Source organism: Gilliamella sp. wkB108 (assembly GCF_001690195.1).
Classification (GTDB): domain Bacteria; phylum Pseudomonadota; class Gammaproteobacteria; order Enterobacterales; family Orbaceae; genus Gilliamella; species Gilliamella apicola_L.
This window is the reverse complement of record NZ_LZGM01000039.1, coordinates 1-25,211: the sequence shown is the minus strand read 5'-3', so window position 1 is coordinate 25,211 and position 25,211 is coordinate 1. Positions and strand designations below refer to the sequence as shown.

Annotated in this window: 13 protein-coding genes; 2 read left to right on the top strand and 11 right to left on the bottom strand. The window is 32.9% G+C overall.

Annotated elements, in window-relative coordinates:
• Positions 1-161 precede the first annotated feature (161 nt).
• Positions 162-1,916, bottom strand: a complete 1,755-nt coding sequence (locus A9G11_RS04560) for a hypothetical protein (RefSeq protein ID WP_065618336.1) — start codon at positions 1,914-1,916, stop codon at positions 162-164.
• Positions 1,917-2,314: 398 nt separating this feature from the next.
• On the opposite strand from A9G11_RS04560, the gene yccS reads away from it, so the two are divergent.
• Positions 2,315-4,459 carry a YccS family putative transporter gene (gene yccS, locus A9G11_RS04555; RefSeq protein ID WP_065618335.1) on the top strand — a complete coding sequence of 715 codons (2,145 nt, stop codon included), beginning with the start codon at positions 2,315-2,317 and terminating at the stop codon, positions 4,457-4,459.
• A 121-nt stretch (positions 4,460-4,580) separates the two neighbouring features.
• Here yccS and A9G11_RS04550 read toward each other — a convergent pair whose 3' ends face one another.
• The 8 genes from A9G11_RS04550 to yejK form a co-directional block, all read right to left on the bottom strand.
• Positions 4,581-6,677: a hypothetical protein gene (locus tag A9G11_RS04550; RefSeq protein ID WP_065618334.1), complete on the bottom strand. Its 2,097-nt coding sequence runs from the start codon at positions 6,675-6,677 to the stop codon at positions 4,581-4,583.
• Positions 6,674-7,843 carry a VWA domain-containing protein gene (locus tag A9G11_RS04545; RefSeq protein ID WP_065618333.1) on the bottom strand — a complete coding sequence of 390 codons (1,170 nt, stop codon included), beginning with the start codon at positions 7,841-7,843 and terminating at the stop codon, positions 6,674-6,676. Before A9G11_RS04545 ends, A9G11_RS04550 begins: the two co-directional genes overlap by 4 nt.
• 9 nt (positions 7,844-7,852) lie before the next feature.
• Complete coding sequence (locus A9G11_RS04540) at positions 7,853-10,387, bottom strand: DUF5682 family protein (RefSeq protein ID WP_065618332.1); 2,535 nt, start codon at positions 10,385-10,387, stop codon at positions 7,853-7,855.
• Between the two features lie 16 nt (positions 10,388-10,403).
• Entirely contained in the window at positions 10,404-11,501 is a 1,098-nt protein-coding gene (locus tag A9G11_RS04535) for an ATP-binding protein (RefSeq protein WP_141674346.1), read from the bottom strand.
• Complete coding sequence (locus A9G11_RS04530) at positions 11,495-15,223, bottom strand: DUF4132 domain-containing protein (protein ID WP_065618330.1); 3,729 nt, start codon at positions 15,221-15,223, stop codon at positions 11,495-11,497. Before A9G11_RS04530 ends, A9G11_RS04535 begins: the two co-directional genes overlap by 7 nt.
• Before the next feature lie 414 nt (positions 15,224-15,637).
• A complete protein-coding gene (locus A9G11_RS04525; RefSeq protein ID WP_081298418.1) occupies positions 15,638-18,331 on the bottom strand; it encodes a DUF4132 domain-containing protein in 2,694 nt (897 codons plus the stop codon).
• Positions 18,332-18,548: 217 nt separating this feature from the next.
• Positions 18,549-19,391 carry a deoxyribonuclease IV gene (gene nfo, locus A9G11_RS04520; protein WP_065618328.1) on the bottom strand — a complete coding sequence of 281 codons (843 nt, stop codon included), beginning with the start codon at positions 19,389-19,391 and terminating at the stop codon, positions 18,549-18,551.
• Between the two features lie 16 nt (positions 19,392-19,407).
• Entirely contained in the window at positions 19,408-20,412 is a 1,005-nt protein-coding gene (gene yejK, locus A9G11_RS04515) for a nucleoid-associated protein YejK (RefSeq protein ID WP_065618327.1), read from the bottom strand.
• Positions 20,413-20,591: 179 nt separating this feature from the next.
• On the opposite strand from yejK, the gene A9G11_RS04510 reads away from it, so the two are divergent.
• Entirely contained in the window at positions 20,592-21,971 is a 1,380-nt protein-coding gene (locus A9G11_RS04510) for an MATE family efflux transporter (RefSeq protein ID WP_081298417.1), read from the top strand.
• A gap of 160 nt (positions 21,972-22,131) precedes the next feature.
• Here the strand turns inward: A9G11_RS04510 and A9G11_RS04505 are convergent, their stop codons facing one another.
• Together A9G11_RS04505 and A9G11_RS04500 are read right to left on the bottom strand one after the other, a co-directional pair.
• A complete protein-coding gene (locus tag A9G11_RS04505; protein WP_218056046.1) occupies positions 22,132-22,917 on the bottom strand; it encodes a tetratricopeptide repeat protein in 786 nt (261 codons plus the stop codon).
• 354 nt (positions 22,918-23,271) lie between these two features.
• Complete coding sequence (locus tag A9G11_RS04500; protein ID WP_065618326.1) at positions 23,272-25,095, bottom strand: tetratricopeptide repeat protein; 1,824 nt, start codon at positions 25,093-25,095, stop codon at positions 23,272-23,274.
• Between the last annotated feature and the right edge of the window lie 116 nt (positions 25,096-25,211).

The window sequence follows — 25,211 nt, the reverse complement described above, 5'->3', positions numbered from 1 at the left end:
TATTCTGATTAATTATTAAATTTAATCACTTCTAATAACTTTGTTTTTTTAAATTAAACAAATTTCACTAACATAACAAAGATTTCAACTTCTATAAAAATTACTAGTAACTTAATAATTAGGGAGAATTTTTTATTATTATGTTATCCAACTTCTAGATATTAAGGATTCGATTTTATTTCCACTCTTTCACTACTAGTAAGTATATAAGGTCCAGCACAAACCTGACCATAATTCGAAGATACTCCATCCTGTTTTAAAATCCTTCCATCACGGGAATCAACGTAATATCGATGATCTCCATCATAGGTTGATTGTGTAATATAAATATCTGCAACCCAACCACTACCAGGATAGTTTTGTTCAGAAAGCGAACCCCATTCACTAAATATACCGCCTACAGGTTTTCCAGAACGATTATAATTCAAACTACGACGATAATTATTTATTTGACGTCCACTTATACCATTATTCCATGTATAAGCATTAGCATTAGTCAACTGATCAACTTTTGCAATATTAAAACCTGTCCAACCATTTCCTTGCCTTAGACAAAACTTTTTAAATTCATCGATTGTATTAAACTGTTGATTTACAAACATATACCAACTCACTATAGAGAACTTATAAATTAAAGTATTTGTTTTTTTATACATAAGACTAAATTGTGTAGGTGCAAACATATTATTTCTTAATTTAGTAATTCCTGTATTAGGTCCTATTAAAGTCACTCTTAGTTGATTACTTAAATTAGCATCTTGACCTGGAGGTATACTAAGTTTAGCTGATGGAGGCTGTGGAACAGATCCCCCAGCCGTACTTGGGAAATCACCATCAGGATAACCATCTATCACCTCTTTCGCAGTTACCCCCGCTAATATTAGATCAAAATAAAGGTTATTTGCTCCCGTACTCGGAAAATTAACTATAGAAGTATTAGAATCGTCATCATCTATTACTGCCTTAAAACCTTTTCCTGCAACCCATTCTGGTCCGTCAACATCTTGCAAGCTCGGATTAGTTGCCGAATCATAATTAAAGCTAGGTTTAGCATAACAAGCATAAGGTTTTTCAACAGCAGGACGTAAGTAATAATCATGACTTTTAGCTACCATACTACTTTCTTTGGGTACCCCATATTGGGTCATGAGCTTAAAATCTGAGATAGATAGAGTTAATTTATATGGTGAAGCACATGGATCTAATTTTTCCCAAGGTGCATTTTTTACTTTCGATGTTACATCCTCGCCATAACTATCTACCCATTTTACAGTTAAGTTCCCTGTTGCAGAAAAATTTTTATCGTCATCATCATCTTTCCAAAAATTATTCGGGGCATCGAACACTGTATTCAATGGTACTGAAGGATAATTGCCAAAAGGTACTAAAGTATCAATTTGCGAAAATATAATATCCTTTGGCAATTCTATTGGTTTAGTGCTAGTCGATTTATCTACAATTGTATTGAGAATACTACCCTCTTCTGGCACATAGATTTTTCCATCTGGTAATTTGATGTTCAAAAAGTCGGATGATTTCGTCACTTTATATACACCATTTTTATCAAGCGCAAGGTAAGGTAGCGATCCTTCTATCGGTTTTACTGATTGATTGACAAAAATCGCTTCAGCTTTATTCAAACTTAACAAAATAATGAATAATAACGAAGAAGTTAATATAAAGTACTTAAACGGTAACGATTGATGCTTAGATGATATTACGGCTTTATTTATAGTTATTTTAGGACTTAAATTTTTAATAGGTGAACTTTTTACGAGTTTAGATAGTATATGAATAAAAATAAAAGGAGAAAAAACATATTGAAAGATATGTACTATTTTTACATATCGGTTTGTTATATGTTCATTTTGATAACTACTGTAATAACACAACCTTAAATAAATACCTTTCAGCATACCCTTATTGCCCTCTTACTATTTTTTCTTATACTTCTTGGGTAAATAAATTGAATACTTATTACTTTAACTTATTGTAATTATATATAAAACTGGTATATATGTGATAATATTATAAATTAATTGACTAAAAAAAGTCAGATTTTTTGTAAGGATTTGTAAAGGGTGTGAGATATTAACTCACTTAACTATGTGTATTTTTCTCAGTCAGTATAGTGAATAGTGTACGATTTAGTTACTTAAAAGTTAAAATCTAACTATTCATAATCATTAATATCGGGTGTGTTGTTAATTAATACATTTTATATAGATAGTTCAATATTGTTATCTCTTTTCCAAATAATAACAATATAGTATCCTAACATCACTATTAAAATTGACTTATTATCCGAAGAATCGTGCATCCATTTTTTTTAACATTACGCAAAGTTTTTTATAGTAGTAACCTACTTTTCAGTATCCGTATATTAATTAGCTTAACAGGTTCAACTCTAATACCGTGGTATTTTGGTTATACCTCTTATGTGATACCACTTACTCTTGGTGTAGTAGCTGCAGGATTAACTGAAATAGATACACGATTATTTAGTCGATGTATTAACTTAGTTTTTACCTTACTGTGTTTTGCCATTGCTACTTTTTCGGTCGAATTATTGTTTGATTTTCCGGTTTTGTTTATTCTGGGATTAGTAAGCTCAACCTTTATTTTTATTATGCTTGGCGCTTTGGGGCAACGTTATGGTGTCATAGCTTTTGGTTCGATACTCATCGCTGCTTATACGATGCTTGGACATAACTTATACAGCGATAATTACACTTTGCCATGCTTCTTATTATTAGGTGCGCTTTGGTATAACTTTGTTTCGCTGATTGAATCGATTATTCAACCCATTCGCACCACTCAACAAACATTATCCAATTGCTTTCTCAAATTGGCACAATATCTGGATGCTAAAGCTGCGATGTTTGATCCTGATGAAACTGATGGTTTTACAAAACAGACTTTGCAATTAACGGATAGTAATAATCAATTGATTAATACCTTTAATCAAACAAAAGGCTCCCTATTCAATCGATTAAAAGGTTATCGAGGTCAATCCTATATTAGGAAAATGCTCAGTTACTATTTTGTCGCCCAAGATATTCATGAACGAGCAAGTTCAGCGCATGGTGACTACCAAGCATTAAGTCAACATTTTAAACATAGTGATATTTTATTTCGTTTTGCCCGAATCATTAACTTGCAAGCCAAAGCATGTGCTAAATTAGCAATGTCTATAAAGTTAAATCAAACTTATCAACATGATCCTTTATTTACACGTTATTTTTCATATTTAGAAGAGGCCATTTCACAATATCAAAATACAGATAAAGCAACTACATTGCTAGTAAAATCATTACAAAATCTACATCAAAATCTATTATCTATCGATTTATTGCTAGCAAATATTGATACTGAGCAACATTTATCCCAGCAACAAGAAAATAATCAATTAATCGATGATGAGTTGACTAGTTTTTATGATGTTTTTGCCAAGATTAAACGAAATCTCACAATTAAATCGGCACTTTTTCGTCATGCTATTCGTATGAGCATAGTGTTGTTTGTGGGGTATATCGTTATCTATTTTTCACCACTTACCCATGGATATTGGATTATTTTAACGAGCCTTTTTGTCTGCCAGCCTAACTATTCAACAACTAAATATCGATTAAAACTACGGGTATTAGGTACCATATTAGGCATTATGATAGGAATTCCTTTAACGTATTTATTTCCAAGTGTTGAAGCACAATTGATACTTATTATTATCACTGGTTGGTTATTTTTTCTGTTTAAAAATTCGCAATATGCCTACGCAACAGCGTTTATTACCTTGTTAGTGTTTTTTAGTTTTAGTTTAATTGGCGAGAGTAGTATAGTGGTGGCTATTTCACGTCTTATAGCTACCCTAATTGGTTGCTTTATCGCTTGGTTTGCCGTCAGTTTTATTTGGCCTGATTGGAAATTTAGAAATTTGCCAAAATTAGTTGATCGTGTTTGCCATGATGATAGTCATTATCTTGCTTCAATCGGTCATCAATATTTGTCTGGCAAATCAAATGATCTACAATATCGACTAGCCAGACGAGCCGCGCATGATAGTAATGCTGATTTATCATCTTTAATTAGCCTGATGACTAAAGAGCCACATATGAATCCTGCTTTAATAGATCAAAGCTTCCGATTAATCACGCTTAATCATACACTCATTAGTTATCTCTCAACATTGGGATCGCATCGGGATAAGACTATTACTCCACAGACACTTGAATTATTTGATGATCTATCGGTTTATATTATCAATATATTAAGTGATAAAAAAATTAGTGCTGAATATCAACCTATAAAAAAATCTGTTACGGAGTATATTGAAACTTTACCCATTCTGGGTGATAAAGCGAATAATGATCTGTTAGTGATGCAACAATTGGCTTTGATTTTAGAAATTTTACCTGAAATCATTGAGCTTACCAGTATACTTTCAATAAAGGTTAACTAAGTAATCCAATATAAGCATAGATGTATCCAACTCTTTTGTTGGAATGGATCTCAATATCGCCTTTATTGATTTATAGATAAAATGAAGCTAAGCAAAATAATAAATGATAATTTTAAAAATATTATTTTAACTGTATGGGTAAATTATATTGAGATTCACGTATAAGATAACAGAGATAAACTGCCTGTAAAATATGTGTTACTTCAATTGGTGATAGGATGATTAATTTGTTTAATACTGAACTTAATAGTGTAAAACCTAAAGTATCACAATCATTTTTAAGTTGGATCAATTGCTGCTTTTCATCAATTAGTAACGTTGTTCGTCCCATACTAGCTACGTTTTCAAGTATGGACAAAATCGGTTGAATAAGCAAAGTGGATAAAGATTGATATATATAATTGGTTTTAACTAACTTCTTTTTAAGCGTAAAATAATTTTTTAAAGACTTAAACCTAATATGCAATCCTTTATACCGCTTAGACCATGAATCTTCAAAATCCAGACTTAATGTATTGAGATTTCCTGTTTTAAATTCTTCATAAAGTAAAGCAAAAGGTTCAAGCTCTAGCGCATCATCATTTTTTCTGCAATAAACTAATACGGTTAATGGTTTATGCTTGCTTTCAAGAAAACTGCTTAACACATCAATACGCTGGTTTTGGTATTCATCCCAAAAAACGCGTAAAAAGAGTAAATTCCCTTGACGATCTGCCACACTCCAAACTAACGTTTGTTGGATTTCATCTAAATAATGATCATGGGAATGATGAATATGAATAAACAAGATATTATCTGTTACTAACTCATTCTGATAGGAATTTTGAAGATAATTACTTAATACCTGCCAACTTTCAAACCCAATTTTAGATTTAAAAATATTATACTCATCCTTACCCCAACCTTTTTCCTGTAATGTAATAGTTGAACCATTACTCGCTAGTTTGTTATCTTCGGATAAGCGTGGATTATGTAGTTTTATCGCTTTTTTCATTAAAAGAATTGGCGGTGATTGCCAAATTGAGACTGAATTCCATATAGTTTGAGAATTAAAATCAGCGTCATATTTATAAGATCTAGCCAATGTAGTTTGTCGATATTGTTGTTGGTCGATATCCCAAAAATAAAATGTAGCTCCTAGCGCCCCTGTCTTATTTTGCCACCAATATCCACCTAATGGCAGAAGATTCATCGTTTGATTATCGGTCTGATATTGACGTTTACTATTGCCACGTAATTTTGATAACGCATCACCTTGCTGATGAAGTAACATTTCAAGATAAACTTTTAGACGAGCTAAAAAAAGCAGCAAATCTAGTTCATCAGTTGAAAAATGTCGATCAGCTAGTTGTTCGACTATTTGACAAAGGTGTCTAAGCATAGCTGCCAAACGAGGCAATCCTTGAGATCTTGCCGACATATTAAGCAAGTTAAGCTGTATTGCGATACTATGACTTACATGCGCTAAACCTTGATTGATTAAGCTATAAATATAGCCATCTATTTGCTCAATAAGTATAATTTCATCAGATGAAAGTCGATCGATTGCAGGATTTTCATTAATTATTTCATTCGACCATATCCATGGTTTATTATGTAACCTAAAAAGATAAGCAATAATCGCTAAATGTACTGCTTTTTTTTGTTGATCGGGTAATTGTGAAAGCATGCCAGCAAAACCAGTGCCAAACATATAGATAATAGGGTCAGTACTTTCAGGCACACGAATACGTATTTGAGATCCTTGATCTTCAATAGTCACTGAGTTATGTTCTTGCCATTGTGTAGCTAACTGATAAGCTAAACGAATATTTGCTTTACCTACACTTTTTAACAACTTATTTTCATCTAATGATAACAATTCACTTATTGCATCAGAAGATACTGTAACCGATTGATCGCCTTGTTTACCATTTTGTTTTTCTGTATTACTTTCATTATCTAAATGCCAAGTTTGAGATTGTAACCATAAAATGGCCGATATGATATGTTTGCAATGACTACGAGCAGAGCAACTACAACTTGCATTCAAAATACCTTTAGCTGGTAATGTGACTTCTTGTCCATCGGCATTAAAAAGGATGTATGTTTCGTTTTCTTCAATCAATTGAACTTTGTTAGCCTCAATATCTTTACGAGCGCGACGAACGATACCGATATTGGCATAAAGGACTAACGCTTCTTGATCATAATTTAAATAGATCTGTGAACAATTCATCGCATGACCTCAGCTAGCCAATCGGCGAAATGTTCCGGAGTTAGAGCCGCTATTTGCATACCACGATTCGCTAATTGTTGTGTAATTTGTATATCATAAACAGGTTCAGCATCATAATCTAACGCGGCTAATCCTAGCATTTTAATGCGATTTCCATTCATTCTAGATACCGTATGGTAGAGAGTAGCTAAACTCCCTCCTTCATAAAAATCACTCACAAGCACAACAACGCTTCGCTGGGGATTTTTAATTTTCTGTTCTGCATAAGTAAGCGCTTTTGCAATATCGGTGCCACCACCTAATTGAACAGTCATTAATATTTCTACAGGATCGTGAGCAAAATGCGTCAAATCAACAACTTGAGTATCAAAAACAATTAAGTGTAAATTAATGGTAGGTAATTTAGCCATAATACTTGCACAAACCGCAGAATAAAGAATTGAGCTATTCATAGAACAACTCTGATCGACACACAAAATAATATCCCATGTCAATTGTCTTGTTGTACGAGAATTAAAAATGACGTTTTCAATAATGATTTGCTGTTTTGTTTTATCAAAGTGTTTCAAATTAGCTTTAATCGTTGCACGCCAATCAAAATTCTGACTATATCTTATCTGTGAACGTCTAAAACGATTCCTTTTACCCGATAATGCATTAATAAAACTTGATTTAATTTTTTTTAAAATTTCATCCACAACTTTTCGGATCAGTTCTTTAACCGCTAAATAAACCTCATCTTTAATTTGTCCTCGAAAATTCATCAATAAACGCACTGAATCTATGTTGGGTTCAAGTGATTGAATCACATTTGGATCGTTTAAAATACCTTCCAGATGATAACGACTAATAGCTTGAATTTGCATGCGTTCAAAGGTACTTTTAGGAAAGAGTTTACGCGTTTGATTTAGCCAATTAACTGTATTAAAGACTGAATTATCATTCCCCCCATGTTTAGAATGTTTGGATTTATTTTCATCAAGTTTCAGACCTCGACGACGATATTCATATTGATAAAGATAATCTAAAGATTGTTCTATTTGTCGTTCATATTGAGTAAAATTATTTTTACAGAGTGATTCATTAGCATATTTCCCTAAAATTAACCGCCAGCGTTTAATCTGCTTTGCATTTTTGGTATTGATGAGATTATTATCGTCATTCATACTTAATCCTTACAATTTAAACCAATCTTGTAATTGCTGTTGTTTGATTCGTTGATTGATAGTTAACTCTAGTGATAATGCTTTTTGTAATTCAGCTTCACTGAATTTATTTTGCTGAAAAGTTAGATCAGATTGTTCAGCACTATATTTTTTTGCTATTTTTTCAGCCAGAAAGGCATTTTGTTTTGGTGTAAGCTGTGAAAAGACAAAACGTAAATCTGGAAGAAATGCAATAAATTTTTCCTGATCCCAATGAGCTAATAATTCATCAAGACTGTTTAATAAAAATGAGGATTGAATAATTAATTCTGGTGTACACTGCATCATACCTTTGAAATATTCGACGGCATATTGATTTTGTGCGCCAACTCCAAATGCACCTTTTATTTTACTTTCAAGTTGCTGTTGGTTAATTTGTGAATCTAAATAACTAATACTATCAATTGCGCCACGAAGCAAATGTGCATCTACTAATAAAGGCTTTAGACGACACAAGTTTTGATAAAAATCCTGTTTTAACTGCTTAACATTAAGTTGCTCTGGCAAATTATTTAATAAATCTCTTAGTGAGAGTAATATTTTTAAATTTTGTTGCTGAATCTCTTCATCAGATCGTTTGAATATATCCAATAAAAAGAATGCTTGTTGTGGAACTTTAGCTAATAAAGCTAATAATGTTTCTGTCGAATTAATTTCTAAAAAATTTCGTCCCTGCCATAAATAGAGTAAACGATGACCACAATCAACGATTGATGATAAATCACTGTCTACTTCAAGATAGCTTACAAGATTAATCAGCAATTGTTCAAAATCATTTCGCAAACCCATCAAAGCAGCTTGCATAACACAGTGTACAGTAAATACACTGGATCGGGCTTGTCCATTTTCGACTTGTTGCTGAATTTGTTGATGTAACTGCTGTATAGCAATTTGTTCCAATGATGTACCTTGTTGTGATAATTCTATTAATCTAGCTTCAACAAGTGGTGTCCATGCATACTGCCAATCTTCAAACATAATAGTCAAACGTTGACCATAGATATAATCAGGGCCATCAAGTCGTTTGGCCAATCCTACATTCAAAAAATCTAGCAAATGTAAAAAACGACTACGTTGTCGATGTTCTGGTTTACGATATATATCGATATGGGTCAGCTTTATTAGGGTATCACCTAATTTGAAACGATATTTTTTTAATAATGAATAAACTTGGTTTACTAAAGGTGGAGAAGCCATTCCTGTTGGGATTTGCCCCAATAAACTACCAGATAAACAGCGGTGTACTATTTGCCAAAAATCACCACGTGCATCATCAATACTACCTTTGATAAATGAGGATTGAATGCCATCAAGTAAATCATATCGACCTGGACCGTAATGCTCACGAAGTTTTGCTAATCGAGCAGCCTGTTCAACAGCCGACTGTAATTGTATAAAACTAATTATTTCACTATTACTCTGCCTCTCTCGTAGGTTCTTTGCAAGATTGGATACAAAATGTAAAGCCTGTTGTTGACGACAATTTTGTGTTGTCTGAAGAGAAATGGGTTCTTGCTCATAAGCTAACATTGATGTCCAAGAATCTTGATAATAAGCTGGTGACAACATGCCAGAAGCATAACCGTTTAATGCATCAAGACGATCAAAACTATAACGAATCAACCATGTATTATCTTTATTAGCATTAGCTTGCTGGCGATTATACCGAGTGATTGCCGATTTAGTTGGTGTAACAAATTTATTTTTCCATAAACCTTCTAACAAAGCAAAAGTGTGAAAACCACCAGTTACCACGACAATTTTAGCATCTGGCTGTTCGTTTTTTAATTGCCCAATCGCAGTTAACATATACTGCTCTCGTTGAGCAGAGCCTTCAGCTTTAAGTTCGGCTACTTGATAATCTAGTCTCGCCATAGCACACCAAATAAGAGTATCTTGGAAGAAGTTTTGCCAATTGGTTATATCCTTAAAATCCCTTAATTCAAAAAGATGTTCCCAAACTTCATTATGATCACGACAATGCAATTTTTGCATTAAATATTTGATGTATTGACTATGTTTTAGATAAGTTTCAGAAAGTAGTGATTCACCCTGTTGTGTTTTATTTTTTAGATTGGCTTGTTCATTCCATGGTAAATCAATAAATTGAATAGTTGCATTATGATCTTTTGCCAATTGCATTGCTTGCCATTCCGGAGAATAGTCACAAAAAGGATAAAATGATGAGCAGATCGATTGATCTTCTTGCGAATTATCGTTTTTCTGCTCGGTATTTGTCGAATTTAACTCAATATTAGTTTGACATAATATAGCAATCGGCGGACGTGTTTGTTTATTTAATAAATGATCTAAAATCCCAGCAAAACTGCTAGGAGCTTCAATCAGCACATGAGTTGGTTTAACTTGAGAAATCAATTGTCTTATCGCATAACTGCAAGCCGGACTATGATGTCGTATCGGGGCAAAATATATCTGCTCTTGTTGTAAAGCATCTCGACATTTCAAAATCCGCTTAAGTCGTGTTGGTAATAGAGATTTATGCATGATAACTGTCTAATTATTATTGCCAAAATACTTTTGATGCTTGATAAAAGTCTCGCCAGCTACTTGATTTTTTAGCTCTTTCACGAACAACGTTATCCATGTAAAATTGGATACGTTTGATATCATCACTATTATCTTTTAAAACTACCCCTATTAGTTGTTTGGCAATTTGCCCACCATTAAGTATACCATTACCTAAGTAATGGGCATCTAATGCTGAAGCATAAACAATATTAACCGCTTCTGCAGTTGACATCACTGAGTCAGGAGTTTTAAGTTTAGTTCCTTCATCCGTTTGACCTTGCCTTAGTTCTTGAAAAGTGGTAACTAACAATTCAATGACATCAATAGGAATGGTAACTTGTGATTTTAAATCACCTAACTCTTGATCGAGTTGCATTTGAATTAATTCAATTTCAAAATGCTTATCTGCAATAGGTTTAACTGTTTCAAAATTAAAACGACGCTTCAAAGCAGCTGACATTTCATGCACACCACGATCGCGTAAATTTGCTGTACCAATTAGATTAAAACCGGGTTTTGCACTGATTTTTGCATTTTGTCCCATTTCCGGGATCATCATTTGTTTTTCAGACATTAACGAGACAAGTACATCTTGAATTTCAGGTGGACAACGTGTTATTTCTTCAAAACGGACGATTTTTCCTAGCTTCATACCTTGATAAAGTGGCGAACCAATCAATGCCTTTTCAGTTGGACCTTCAGCAAGTAACAATGCATAGTTCCAAGAATAACAAATATGATCTTCACTCGTGCCTGCTGTTCCTTGAATCGTTAAATTTGAATCACCACTTATTGCTGCAGCTAATAGTTCAGATAACATCGATTTTGCAGTACCAGGTTCGCCTACTAGCATTAAACCTTGCTTACCAAGCAGAGAGACAATCGCTCTATCCACTAAGGGATCATCACCATAAAATTTACGACTAATACCTAATTCTTCATTACCTAAAATAAATTGACGTACTGATTTTGGTGATAAATTCCAACCTTGAGGTTTATTTTGATTGTTATCAGCTTCCTGTAATTTATTTAACTCATGGGCATAACGTTGTTCAGCGTTTAGCCGAATCACTTGAGTATCATTTAACATAATCCTTTTCTCTCCCATTCTGGATCAAAACCGGTACATGCATTCGCTACGGTAATATAGTTTGCATACCCTTCGGCTAACAACACTGGTGGCACATTTTTGACATCAATCGCGGTACCATTACCTCGCTGCTTTTTAGTAAAGTAAAGATTATAAAGTACCACAGGGATATTATCTTCCGGGACATAACTACCGCTAAAATCAATACAGATATACAAATTTGAGTCGCTAAAATATTTATAATACGCAAAAAAGCAACCTCCATCTTCAATATCTGCCCTTTTGTAACCCAATTTAGTTATAGTATTACGCAAAGTAAAGGAATCGGTTAACCAACCTAGACGATCGTTAATTAATCCTTCTTTAACTTGATGTAAATCAGGTAGATGATGAGCGAATTGCTCAAATAATGGTTTGATTTTGTAATCTTTTAAATGTGCTTGCCATTTTGTCGTGATTTCTTCCGGCAATAATGCACAGTGGGCTAACCTGACAAAATTCTTGTCACTAAGTGTAATTTCATCATCTTCTAAATTTATCAAACAACCATCTTCAGTTGGTCTAAAGCTGTTAATTATTTCATTTTGTGCATTAACCTCTAACCAGATTAAACGTTGAATTAGTAAATTCATAATCGGGTGTGCTTGCAAATATTTTTGCCAATCAGAAACGCTCCACTGGCGTTGATTACACATAGATTCATAGAGTCGAGAAACTTGTAAATCAATTAATTGTTTTAACTCTTTTTTACTGTTGCTAAACTGTTTTTTGGCTTCTTTTACCAAGGTTTCATCTTCTGTTTTTCGAGCTTCAGGTAGTGCTTTAATTTGTTCACCTTCTGGATTCCTTAACACCCATTTAAATTTATCATCCACAATTGCGGTAAATGTGCGTTCGCCATAATCAAGGGTCAATATTCCAGATTCATTTAATCCAGCAGTTGAAATAGTCCGATCTGCAAGCTCTTGTGCGCTCCAATGATTTCTTTCGGCGATTTTATTAATAAGTAATTTTGCTTTTTCTTGTACAGAATTAGTTTGATGACGACGTGCAATTGATAATAATAATTGAATGATAAGGGGATCCTCACTATTTGCCATCGATTCAAGCATAGCTTCAATCTGAGCTCGTCTTTTATAGTGATCTTTCATATAACTGCGTAAAATAGGCACAGCTACGTTTCCATCAATAACACTTGCTAAAGCTAATAAACCTTTAAATTTAATGGCAGAACCCAAATATCGAGAAAGTACCTCTTTTTTAATTTTTTGGAAAACATCTTCCAAAGTAATATTTTCGTAGCTTGGAAAATTCTTTGGATATTTTTTAAAAAAATTTAAACAGCTTTGCCAACGTTGATAAGCATTTTGATTAGCCTCTTTTTCTGCATCCTCAATTGTTGGTGAAAGGGTATCTTGCTTTATGAAGCTTTGTAAAATAAATTGCCCTAATTGGTGTTGGCTTGTCTCGCTTAGAAGATGTGTATAGATAAGTAATAACGAATTAGCTGGATCTTGCAATTTAACAGCAAGTAACGCCCACCAATAAATTATTTTAGGATCTACTTCTTCACCATTTTGCCAGGTTAATACTGGGATCAAGTTTATATCAAACCATTCAAACCCAACAGGCTTTTTACCTTTCAGACCTTTTTGGGCATCTGCCAATAACTTTTTAGCAGTTAAAGATTGGCTAATATCTTCACCTAAATTTTGCAGAGCAACTAATAATGCCGCTTGTACTGTTGGACGTTTTTCTTTCTTTAAAGCTACCTGTAATGGTTTAATGGAAGTTGTTTGTCCTAATTTAGCAAGCCATTGAGCAGCAATAATGCGTATTTCTTGTTTGTTAGATTGTAATGCTTCTTCTGCTCGATAATGAATATCGGGAAGTTGGTTTAATAGCGCTTGCGATTGATCGCGCAATGTTTTGTTTTCACCTAATGCAACTTCCAATAAATAAACCACATATTTAGTCGGTAATTGAGGGAAAAATTGTAATATTTTTATTGCACAACCTGTATTAAAAGCATCATTGCTATATTTTTCTGAAGGTGATAAGCCTAATGCCTCATCAAGAAATATAGAATGTTCAGCAAAAAATGGCCATAATTTATTCGGTTCGAATTCATAATCCTCAGAGGGATTACTATTTTTCATAAAAATTGAAGCAATAACACGATTAGGTTGTTTGAAATATTTTATATTGGTCAACACGTCAGATATTTGCCTTAAATCTGAGGTTAATAGCATTTCATTTTCATAAAAAAATGAGGTGAAATAGTGTTCATATTCGTCAGGATCATAAATTCTCCTGATTCTTAACAGATGATAAAGATTAAATTCAGGTAAGTTTTGTAACCGTCCTTTATCCAAAATAAAATCAAAATAAGAACGAAGATTTTTTTTCAAGATTGACTTCACCAATTGTGCATGACCATTTATATAATCAAAAAGATTATCCAAATCGTCAGAAGTTATACTTTTCAATTGGTTATAAGCGTACTGATTATAAGTTTGAGAATATCGCCTTTTCTTGTTTTCTTCAATTTCTTGTTGTGATAACTCATAAAATTTTGATAATTTTTCCTCATGATTTTGTTGTAAAATATCACGAGCTACTAACGGTAAATCAACTTGAGGGATAGGCTCAAAATTTGGAATATCCAATTCAAGAGATTGTTGCTCAGCCTGTTGGCTAACATTAAGATTAAATAAAGAAGTTTCAATACTTTTAATAACCGTCGTATTTGTTTCACTAGCTAGTGCATTTTCCAAAATAGAGCTATCTGATGTTAGTCTAGCCAGTAATATTGCTGATTTGCTTCGCTGGTTTGGTGTTCCCTGTGTTAATAAATATTGTAATTGTTCCTGAACTAATTTAACCGGTAAACTTGCCAGCATGGCTACAGCTAATTTACTTACTTGTTTAGAACTATTAAGTGTTTGCAGAGCAATAAAATCAATTAATTGTGATTTAAGTTCTGGTTGCTTATTAATGTAATTAAGTTGTTCTAATTGCCCAATAATAGAAAGCCCATCGGTTGGTAGTTTTTTGAATCGCTCAAGGTTTTGATTGATATAGGGGAGTAAATCACTAAAATCATAAACATAATCATAAGAACCATATTTATAATTCAATTGTTCTCGATCAAAAATAGCAAATAATAATTGTTGTCCTGATCCTTTTTCTTCTGTTTCAAGTAACTCATGTAATTGAGTTATCGACCAATTACTACGTTCTTTCATATTGGGTGTATTTTGTGAACTAAATTTTAACGTTGTAATTAGTCCATCGGTAAAAAGACATACAAACCACAATGGTAGTTTTGGAGGAATAACCGCAAAATCGTTAATTTTTAATGTTGCTAATACTTTTCCAAAACGGATAATCTGCTCAAATGAGTAAACATGAGTCCATTGCGTATAAAATACCTTTCTGGCTTTAAAACTATTAACTACCCCTTTATTATTTTGATAATGATAAATTGAACCGTCACCAATAGTAGAGATAAATGAACGAACATCTTCATTTGCAATATAATGATTAATATCAAGAAAAATATTCTCATCCTCTCCTCTTATAATATAATTTGATATACGATTTAGTAATGCTGTATCCAGAGCTTGTAAGGGAGAGAAAATAATTGATATTAATTTATCTGAAGCCAGGTAATTAGCAGAAAAAAAAGAGAGCAATTTATTTTTTAGTGAATTTAACATGTTCCATTCCTGTATAATACTTTACTGAGACATTTTCAATAAATAATACATAGTTACTTATAATTTTAATGATTATAATTATGCAACTGATACAAATTATTAGCTAGCTAAAATTACCCCAAAACTTATCTATCGGAAGCAAATTGCAAACTTTGTGCTGTGAAAAAAAGATATCAAAACTTAATTTTCTTTTTTAGATAAATATTACTTGAGAAGAAATAGAAACAGTTTATTAGTTAATTAAACATGGTTTACTTTTCCTGCAATTGGATAATTAAAATTCCATTAAGTTCATTTATCTTCTTTTCATTTCTTCACTAAATCGCGTTCGAAGTTTTTATTTAATAACAAAATCTAATTTATCCATTCAAGTTTTAAATTTAGTTATATGACTTTATTCATATTTAAAATAGATTATTTATTTTTTATTAATGAACAATAATCAGCATAGCACTCGGCTAAAATAATAGGTGGTACTTTATCAATTTGCATCGGTTTATCTATCATTGCCAACCTTTGGGTAAAATATAACTGATAGAGTTGGATAGTTTCGTTATCCGTAGATAGCTTATAAAAGTTACTTACCCTAATACAAGCGCGAATCCCTAGTGGTTTAAAGATTTTGAAAAAACCTTCTACTCTATCCCAATCATCAATGAACTGATAACCACGTTGAACGAGATTTCTTTGTAAAATAAAACGACCAATAAACTGTCCATAACAGTCTTCGAGTTGATTGTCTTTTACGTGGTTAATATCCGGTAGTGGACATGAAAATTGTGCAAATAATGGTAAGACCTTATAATCATCAAGATGTGCTAGCCACCTTGAGGTTTGTTCATCAGATAAATATATCCTATGAGCTAAACGAATATTATGACTAGGATTTAACACTATTTCTTCATCGTCTAAATTAATCAAACTTCCATCTTCAGTCGGTCTAAAGTTGTTGATAATTTGTTGCTGACTATCAATTTCCAACCACACTAAACGTTGTATCAAACGATTCATAATAGGATGTTGATAGAAATTGCTATACCATTGAGTATATGACCAATTTTGTTCGATACACATCTTTTCATATAATCTTGCTGTTTGAAAGCTAATCACTTTTTTTATCTCTTTTTTACTATTGCTCAGCTCTTTTTTACATAGATTAACTTGATTGATATCCTCGTTTTTATTTGCTGCAGGTAGTGATTTGATGATTTTTCCATCAGAGTTGGTTAACACTAATTGCAACGAATTAGTCAGTGTGGCTTTAAATGTACGTCCACCATAATCTAAAACCAATACACCTTGAGGATCTAAATTAGCGTTAGAAACCATAATGTCAGTCAATTCTTCAACAGTACAGTTTTGATTATCAGCAATTTGTTCAAGTAATGCGGTTGCTTTTTTGCGTACAATGTTTGAACTATAACGGTTGGCTACCGTCAAAAGTAATTGAATTATAGCTGGATGATAAATTGTTGCGATGGCTTCTAATACTGACGAAATTTGAGAACGTCTGGATGAGTGTCCTTTTAGATACATATTTACTATCTGTACAGCTTGATATACATCAATATATTTGCTTAATGCAAGCATGCCTTTTGCTTCTTTTGCTGTACCAATATATTCCCATTGAAAGTGGCTTTTAAGATTATTTATTACGTATTCTAAAGTCATATTTTTATCTTCAGGAAAAATTTCAGGAAATTGTTTACTTGTAATCTGATAATCCTGCAACTCCTGCGGTGCCAATATTTGGGCTTTTTTTTCTGCTTCATCCGATGATAATCTCTTGGTATCTTGATAAATAAACATTTGCAAAACAAATAGCCCTAGTTTTTTTTGGCTTTCAACATCTAATAATCCTAAATAGAGATCGAATAACTCATTGCCATCTGGACGTTTAAATTTAACAGCTAACACTATCCACCAATAAACAATATCGGGGTCGACATTATCGCCATTTTGCCAAGTTAAGTCCGGTAAACTATGTTTATGTAACCAATTAATGCTAACGGGTATTTTTGCTTTTAATGCTTTTTTCGCTTCATTTTTCAGATATTTGCGTGATAAATAGCGACTAATATCTTCTCCTAGTCTACTCAGCGCGTTGAGTATTGATACAATTACCGGTTCCTTCTTCTCAATTTGTAAGGCCTTTTTTAATACCCCAATAGATGTATTATGACCAAGTTTAGCTAACCAATTGGCAGCGACAATGCGTAACTCTTGTTTGCTTGATGCTAACGTTTTTTCAACTTCAAGATGAATATTTGGAATTTTATTTAGAATTTTTTGAGCCGCTAAACGCGATCTTCGATTTTCCCCTAATGCAAGTTCTAACAGATAAGAAATATACTTATTTGGTACCTTAGGAAACAATGAGAGAATAACTAATGCATTGGGAATTTTATAACCCCTATATACATCAGTACTATTTTCTGTTTTTATCCCCAATGCGTCATCAATGTAGGTCGGATTTTCGGCAAAGAACGGCCATAATTTATCTTCTTTACCGACAATATAAGTTACTAACATTGGCAGTGAAAAATCTAACAATAAAGCATCTGCTATATATCTACTTACATCATGATCACCAGTAATACTAACAAGTAAATCAGCTATCTGCCGAAGATCAGCTTGGTAAACTAATGGTTCAGATTCAAAAAGATTATAAAGATCTTCGGTAATTAAGATCGGTTCTTCCAAATAATAAGCTCGTAATAAATGCCATAAATTACACTCAGGTAACTGTTGCAATAGATCTTTATATAAAATGATGGTTAAATTATCATCTCTAAACGATTCATATTTACCTAAATCTAAAATCGGTCGTTTTTGTGCGCCATTTAAATAAGCAAATACATCATCAAGTACATCAGGTGTCACCAATTTAAATTTTTCATAACGCGCCATGCTATGGGTATAGTTGGTGTTATGAGTTTGATTATAAACCGTTTCATCATGTGCTGCTTTTTCTAAAATGACTAACTGTTGTTGATAATTGTTGGTTAAGCAGTGACGAAAACTATCAGGCAGACTACACTTGGGGATTGCTGTATAAGAAGGAATATCGAGGGTTGTAAATCCTAATACAACTGATTGGTTCATCATTATTTCCTTATTTTAGATCTATATTTCTATTATTTCATGACACATAATTTTTGATTTATTACGGTATAATTTATAAAGTAACAATAATCTAACCAGATATTTCTGATAGTGACAATAACTAGCTAGATTAATATGATTAACAAGTTAAACATAGCGATAATGATTTATTCAAATATCGAATAAAAATCGAAATAAACATGTTAATACGTTTAGATATTTATTTACTTTGTTCCTTCAACCAGGCTATTTCTTGTGGCCAAATATCCGGATTGATCGTTTCAAGAATGAGTGGTATTTCATCAATCTCGGGATTTTGCATAATATATTTAAACGCAGTTTGACCTATATTACCTTTGCCCAAACTGTCATGACGATCTACATGGCTCGCTAGTTCGCTTTTGGCATCATTCAAATGCATACCACGTAAATATCGGTAGCCCACAATTTTGTCAAATTCTTTAAAGGTCTCCTGACATGCTTTTTCAGTACGTAAATCATACCCGGCAGCAAAAGCATGACAAGTATCGATACAAACGCCAACCCGACTTTTATCCTCTACGTGATCGATGATCGTCGCTAAATGTTCAAATTTATAACCTAAGTTTGAACCTTGTCCAGCAGTATTTTCAATAACCGCCACCACATTTTTGGTTTTATCTAACGTTATATTGATAGATTCGGCAATACGAGTTAAACATTCATCTACGGAAATTTGCTTTAAGTGACTACCCGGATGAAAATTAAGTAGAGTTAATCCTAATTGTTCACAACGTTGCATTTCATCTAAAAAAGCCATACGGGATTTTGTTAGTTGTTCACTATCCGGATGACCTAAATTTATTAGGTAACTATCGTGTGGTAGGATCTGCTTACTAGTAAAACCATATTTTTCACAACGTTTGTTAAAACTATCAATGATGGTTGACTCCAGTGGTTTAGCATGCCATTGTCGTTGATTTTTAGTAAATAAAGCAAATGCGGTTGCGCCAATTTGGTAGGCATTAATAGGAGCATTATCAACTCCACCTGATGCACTTACATGTGCGCCAATGTATTTCATTTTTAGCCCCTAATTATTAATTTGAACCACTATTTCGTTGTAGTTGATCACGTAAGTTTGGCGGTACACCTTTGATTACCAATGAATCGGTTTGCGGATCCCATTTAATGCGTTCTCCTAACAAATCTGAATTAAAACTTAATGTTAATCCCCCACCACTACCTGAGAATTTTTTAAGTTGACGTAATGCACTACGATCGACAGGAAAGGTCTCTTCAAGATCATAGTCATTATGTTTAACAAACTCTATAAAATTATTTTCATCGTTAGTAGGTAACTCAGTTGCCAGATTTCTTAATTCAATTTCTTCACCAGCTTGTAATTGAGTTTGGCAGTAATTATATACACTTTCACGCACATTAGTTTTATCTTGTTTATCAAATTGCATCTCTTGACAATACTCATCTACCGCTTTCACTAAGGTTTTATTTTGTGCTTTCGCATCCAGACCTTCACTCGCACCTAAATAGTCCATAAAAAAGTCAGAGACTTTTCGTCCAACACGGCCTTTTAAAAAAGTTAAATATCGTTTTGAGTTAGCATCAGTTTCCCATTCAGTAATATCAATTCGAGCAATAATATCGGCATGATCAATATCCAAATATTGTGTTTCGGTAATATCAAGTTGATCGTTAACTAGCATGCTCAAACAGCTATTTAAAACAGCTATGATTAAATACTCGACAGCTAAATATCGGTATTGGCAAAATATTACTGTTCCACCTTCAGCAAATGGATATTTAGCCAATTCATTACGTAATTGTTTGGTTGATTCCTGACTAAAATTTAAAAAATCTTGATTGCCTAATTTTAGCTCTTTAAGTGATTGTTCAAATAAACTATCATGCTTAAACAAGCCATATGCTTTACTTTTATTGTTGTATATTCGGTTAATATCTACAATTAGATTAACGACTGCTTGTTGATTATCTAACATTGAGTCACGAAGTTGTAATTCAATTTCTGTATCACTTTTTCTAATTAATTTATGTAAAACAACCTTCTCTATTTGTATACTCATTGGGTTTCCTATTGGTCATACAATAATAAATAATAAGCTATTTTATCAAAGCACTAAAAAAGTGCTATCAACAATTCGTAAGTCTGTTAGACTAGCAAGCAATTAATTGTCAATATACATACTAAAACGTATGCTTAACCTGAAACTTCTTTACAACATTTAACTGTGGGAATAAAAAAATGGCTAACTCTCACGATATTTATGACGATCTTAAAAATAAAAAAATTAGTGCATTATTTTGGCAATATGCACTGCCAGCTGTCATTGGTACTATTGTTAATACACTTTACAATATCATAGATGGTATATTCATTGGACATTGGATTGGACGTGAAGCATTAAGTGCAGCGGGTCTTATTTTACCAGTGATGAATTTAGCTGCGGCTATAGGTATGCTAGTTGGTATTGGTTCAGCGAGCCGAATTTCCATTTTTCTGGGACGAGGTGAAAATGATAATGCCGAAAAAGTAGCTGGAACTTCGTTCATGCTGACAGCACTATTAAGCGGTTTAACCTTGTTTTTACTACTGTATTTTGTTGATCCTGTTTTGCATTTTGTCGGATCTAGTCCAGTTAACCATGTTTATGCTAAAGAGTTCCTTGAGGTATTCTTGCCTGGAAGTATGTTTTTAACTTTAACCTTTAATTACAATAATATGATGCGGGCTAGTGGCTATCCGTTTAAAGCTATGATAACTATGTTCATTAGTGTTATTGCCAACATTATTTTAGCACCTATATTTATTATTAGCTTTGGTTGGGGTATGCGAGGAGCTGCTTTTGCTACAACTGTGTCAATGTTCATTAGTTTTTTATTTGTTATGCAACACTTTATAAGTAAAAACAGTAACATTAAATTATATCGACGTAACTTTAGACTTAACTTTACTTTTGTTAAGGCCATTTTATCCATTGGTATGTCTCCTTTTGCTATGCAAATTGCTGCATCAGTAGTAGTCGTATTTATTAACTGGCAACTTAATCATTATGCACCTCTTGCCAATGTTTCTGGTGATGATGCAATTGCAGCCTTTTCCAACGCCAATCGATTAATTACGTTAATAATTATGGTTGTTATTGGTATCAATCAAGGAATGCAACCTATTATTGGTTATAATTATGGTTCTAAAAATTATATTCGTGTAAAAGCAACATTTATTTATGCGGTTAAAATCGCAACCATCATAACAACTTTAGGTTTTATACTTGGATTTTTTATTCCAGATACATTAGTTCGTGCTTTTAGTTCAGAAGAGGATTTAGTTGCCATTTCAGCCATTGCTCTACGTTACACAACGCTAGCATTCGTTTTTGTTGGTTTTCAAATGGTAACCACAAGTTTTTTCCAATGTATTGGGATGGCAAAAGTATCAATTCTGTTAAGTCTTTCAAGACAAATTTTGATCTTATTACCGACACTTTATATTTTACCTCTCTTTTTTGGTTTTAATGGAGTATGGTTATCTTCACCAATTTCAGATTTAATCGCATCTGGCACTGCTTATGCAGTACTTTATTGGTATTTTAATTCGATTAAACATAGGCATTACCCTAAATAAATACTAGATAAATAAATTTTAATATTTCGCTAACACCCTAGTTGATAAGAAATTAGTTGATAAGAAAAATGAAAAAAGGAGCAACTTAGCTCCTTTTAATAAATTTAAATCTCTTTTAACTTGTCAATGTAGTTTTCGCTTTAATTAATTTGTATCTTACCTAATGACATTTTTCATGTTCTAGTCCATTTTCACAAGCTTTTTGATACCACTGTTCAGCCATAACTGTGTCTTTGGAAGTTCCATTGCCATTTTCATACATAATACCTAAATTATACTGAGCTTCTGGTTGATTCTGTTGTGCTGCTTTTTCATACCATTCTTTAGCTATGGTGTGATTTTGCGCTACACCATTTCCTTCTAAATACATTGAAGCGATATTCGATTGCGCTGGTGCGTAACCTTGTAGAGCTGCTTTTTCATACCATTCCTTAGCTTTATTATAATCTTGCTCGACACCCTCACCTTTACTGTACATTATTCCCAGATTAAATTGAGCTTCGGGATCACCTTGCATGGCAGCTTTTTCATACCACTGTTTGGCTTTGACAGAATCTTGTTCTACACCATTTCCTTCGTCATACAACATACCTAAATTAAATTGCGCATCAATATCACCTTGCAAAGCAGCCTTTTCATACCACTCTTTGGCTAATTTATAGTCTTGCTGTACACCTTCGCCTTTTTCATACAAAACACCTAAATTAAATTGAGCGGGAGCATAACCTTGTGAAGCGGATTTTATGTACCATTGAATTGCTTTGCTTGGATCTTTTTTGACGCTTTCACCTTCGTCATACATCAAGCCTAACAAGTATTGAGCTTTTGAATCATTTTTTTGGGTTGCGATTTTAGATAACTCATCAAAAGACAAATTTTTGAGATCGTTAGCTGTGACGGAACAAACCACAAATAATAACAACACTAATGCATATATTTTTTTCACGATTAATTCCTTCCTCAATCTAATTTTCAATAAATAATCAATTTTCAGAGAACAAAGAATAGCCGGGTCATTCTACCACAGAACTTATTTTTACCAAGTAGGCAGACTAGCCTTTTATAAAGAATTTTGTTCTCGATAAAAGACCGATAAAAAGTTATTTTGATAATTTAGTCATTAAAGTTACTATCCCTGTACATGTGATTAACGTTTCGATAAAGAGATTGACTAGAATAGGGAAAAGATAAAATGAGACAATTTTTATATAAACAATAAAAGCGTAAATTTTCCAATATCTATTTAAAAAAATTTAAGTATTAACTTCTTTTAGCGTGTCAAATTTAATTGATATTTTTCTTAATGACAACTTTCATCTTCAAGTCCATTTTTACACGCTTTTTCATACCACTGTTTAGCCTCAATAATATTTTGAGTTACGCCTTTACCTTCCTCATACATAACCCCTAGATTATATTGGGCTTCCGGTAGATTTTGACTGGCAGCTTTTTCATACCAATATTTTGCCGTAGTAAAATCCTGCGTAACTCCATTGCCATTATAATACAATACCCCTAAATTTAATTGGGCATCAGCATCACCTTGTAGGGCTGCTTTTTCATACCATTCCTTAGCTTTATTATAATCTTGTGCTGGATAATCATTTTTAATAAGCATGATATTTTGATTAGGTTGAGTTTCAGTTGGTTCATTCTGCATAGTAATTTGCTCATACCACTTAAAAGTATTAGTGACATTTTGTTGTAATTCAATATCGTTATAATAAGGTATGCTTATATTTTTATGATGCACGGTATCATTAGGTAAGGTGATCTTTTTTAACCACTTATTCACTTTAGAATAGTCTTGTTTAATATTATCATCAAGTGTATACAAAACAGCTAAATTAAATTGAGCATCTACATTACCTTGCGTAGCGGCTTTTTCATACCAATGCTTAGCTTTAATATAATTTTGTTCTATTCCTACACCTCGCTCATATAATACAGCCAGATTAAATTGGGCTTCAGCATCGCCTTGCAAAGCTGCTTTTTCATACCACTTTTCTGCTTGCAGATAATCTTGCTTTACTCCGTAACCTTGTTCATATAAAACACCTAAATTAAATTGAGCATCTGCATTACCTTGAATAGCTGCTTTTTCATACCACACTTTAGCTTTGGTGTAATCTTGCAAAGCACCCTTACCTTGAGCATATATTAAGCCTAAATTCAATTGAGCTTGGGCGTCACCTTGCTCGGCAGCTTTTTCATACGGTTGCTTGGAATCACTATAATCTTTCTTTATTCCTTTACTTTGAGCATTCAATAATTCTGAATTTGATTGAGATTTATCATTACCTTGCATAGTGATTTGTTTAGCTTCTTTCGGGACATTAGCCGGCTCTTGCTTTTTCTTAAACAACTCACCTGGTTGATATTGGATTTTAATATCACCTTGCACGGTCGATATTTCGTGCCATTGCTTGGTTTTGGAAGAGTCTGTGGTTATTCCATTACCTTGTGCATAAAATAATACTAAATTTGATTCGGTTTCATTGTCACTTTTCTTGGTAATTTGTTCATTAGTGTTGATAGTATTTTGCTCTATCTTGTGTTTTTCATTCTTTTGATATTGGGATTTATTGCCAGTTTGAGTAGTAATTTTTTCTGGTACTTTTTTTGTTTTGAGAGAATTTTGTTCCGCTTTATATAGCTCACTCATTTTATATTGAGCTTCAACATTACCTTGCAAAGCAGCCTTTTCATACCATTGTTCGGCTTGGGTTAGGTCTTTTTTTACTCCATGACCTTGTTCATATAAAATACCTAAATTGAACTGAGCCTTTGTATTACCTTGCTTAGCCGCTTTTTCAAACCACTTTTTGGCCTGAGTGTAATCTTGCAAAGTACCTCGACCTTTCGCGTACAATAACCCTAAACGTAATTGAGCATCTGTATTACCTAGCTTAGCTGCTTTTTCATACCATGCCTTTGCTTGAGTATAATCTTGTTTTACTCCATGTCCTTCATAGTACATAGTTCCTAATTGATATTGAGCTTTTGAACTATTTTTTTCCGTTGCCAGTTTAATCAACTCATCAAATTTTGATTTGCTCATTTCATTAGCACTTACAGGAATGACAAATAACAATAACCAAACTATAGTAAATAGCTTTCTCACGTTTAATTCCTTTATTCATCTTTTTTAGGTGAAACTTTATTATAATTATTATTAATAAACAGAATGGTTGTTTTTTAATTAAAATTTCACCATTATTTGGTTTAGTGGCTAAATCA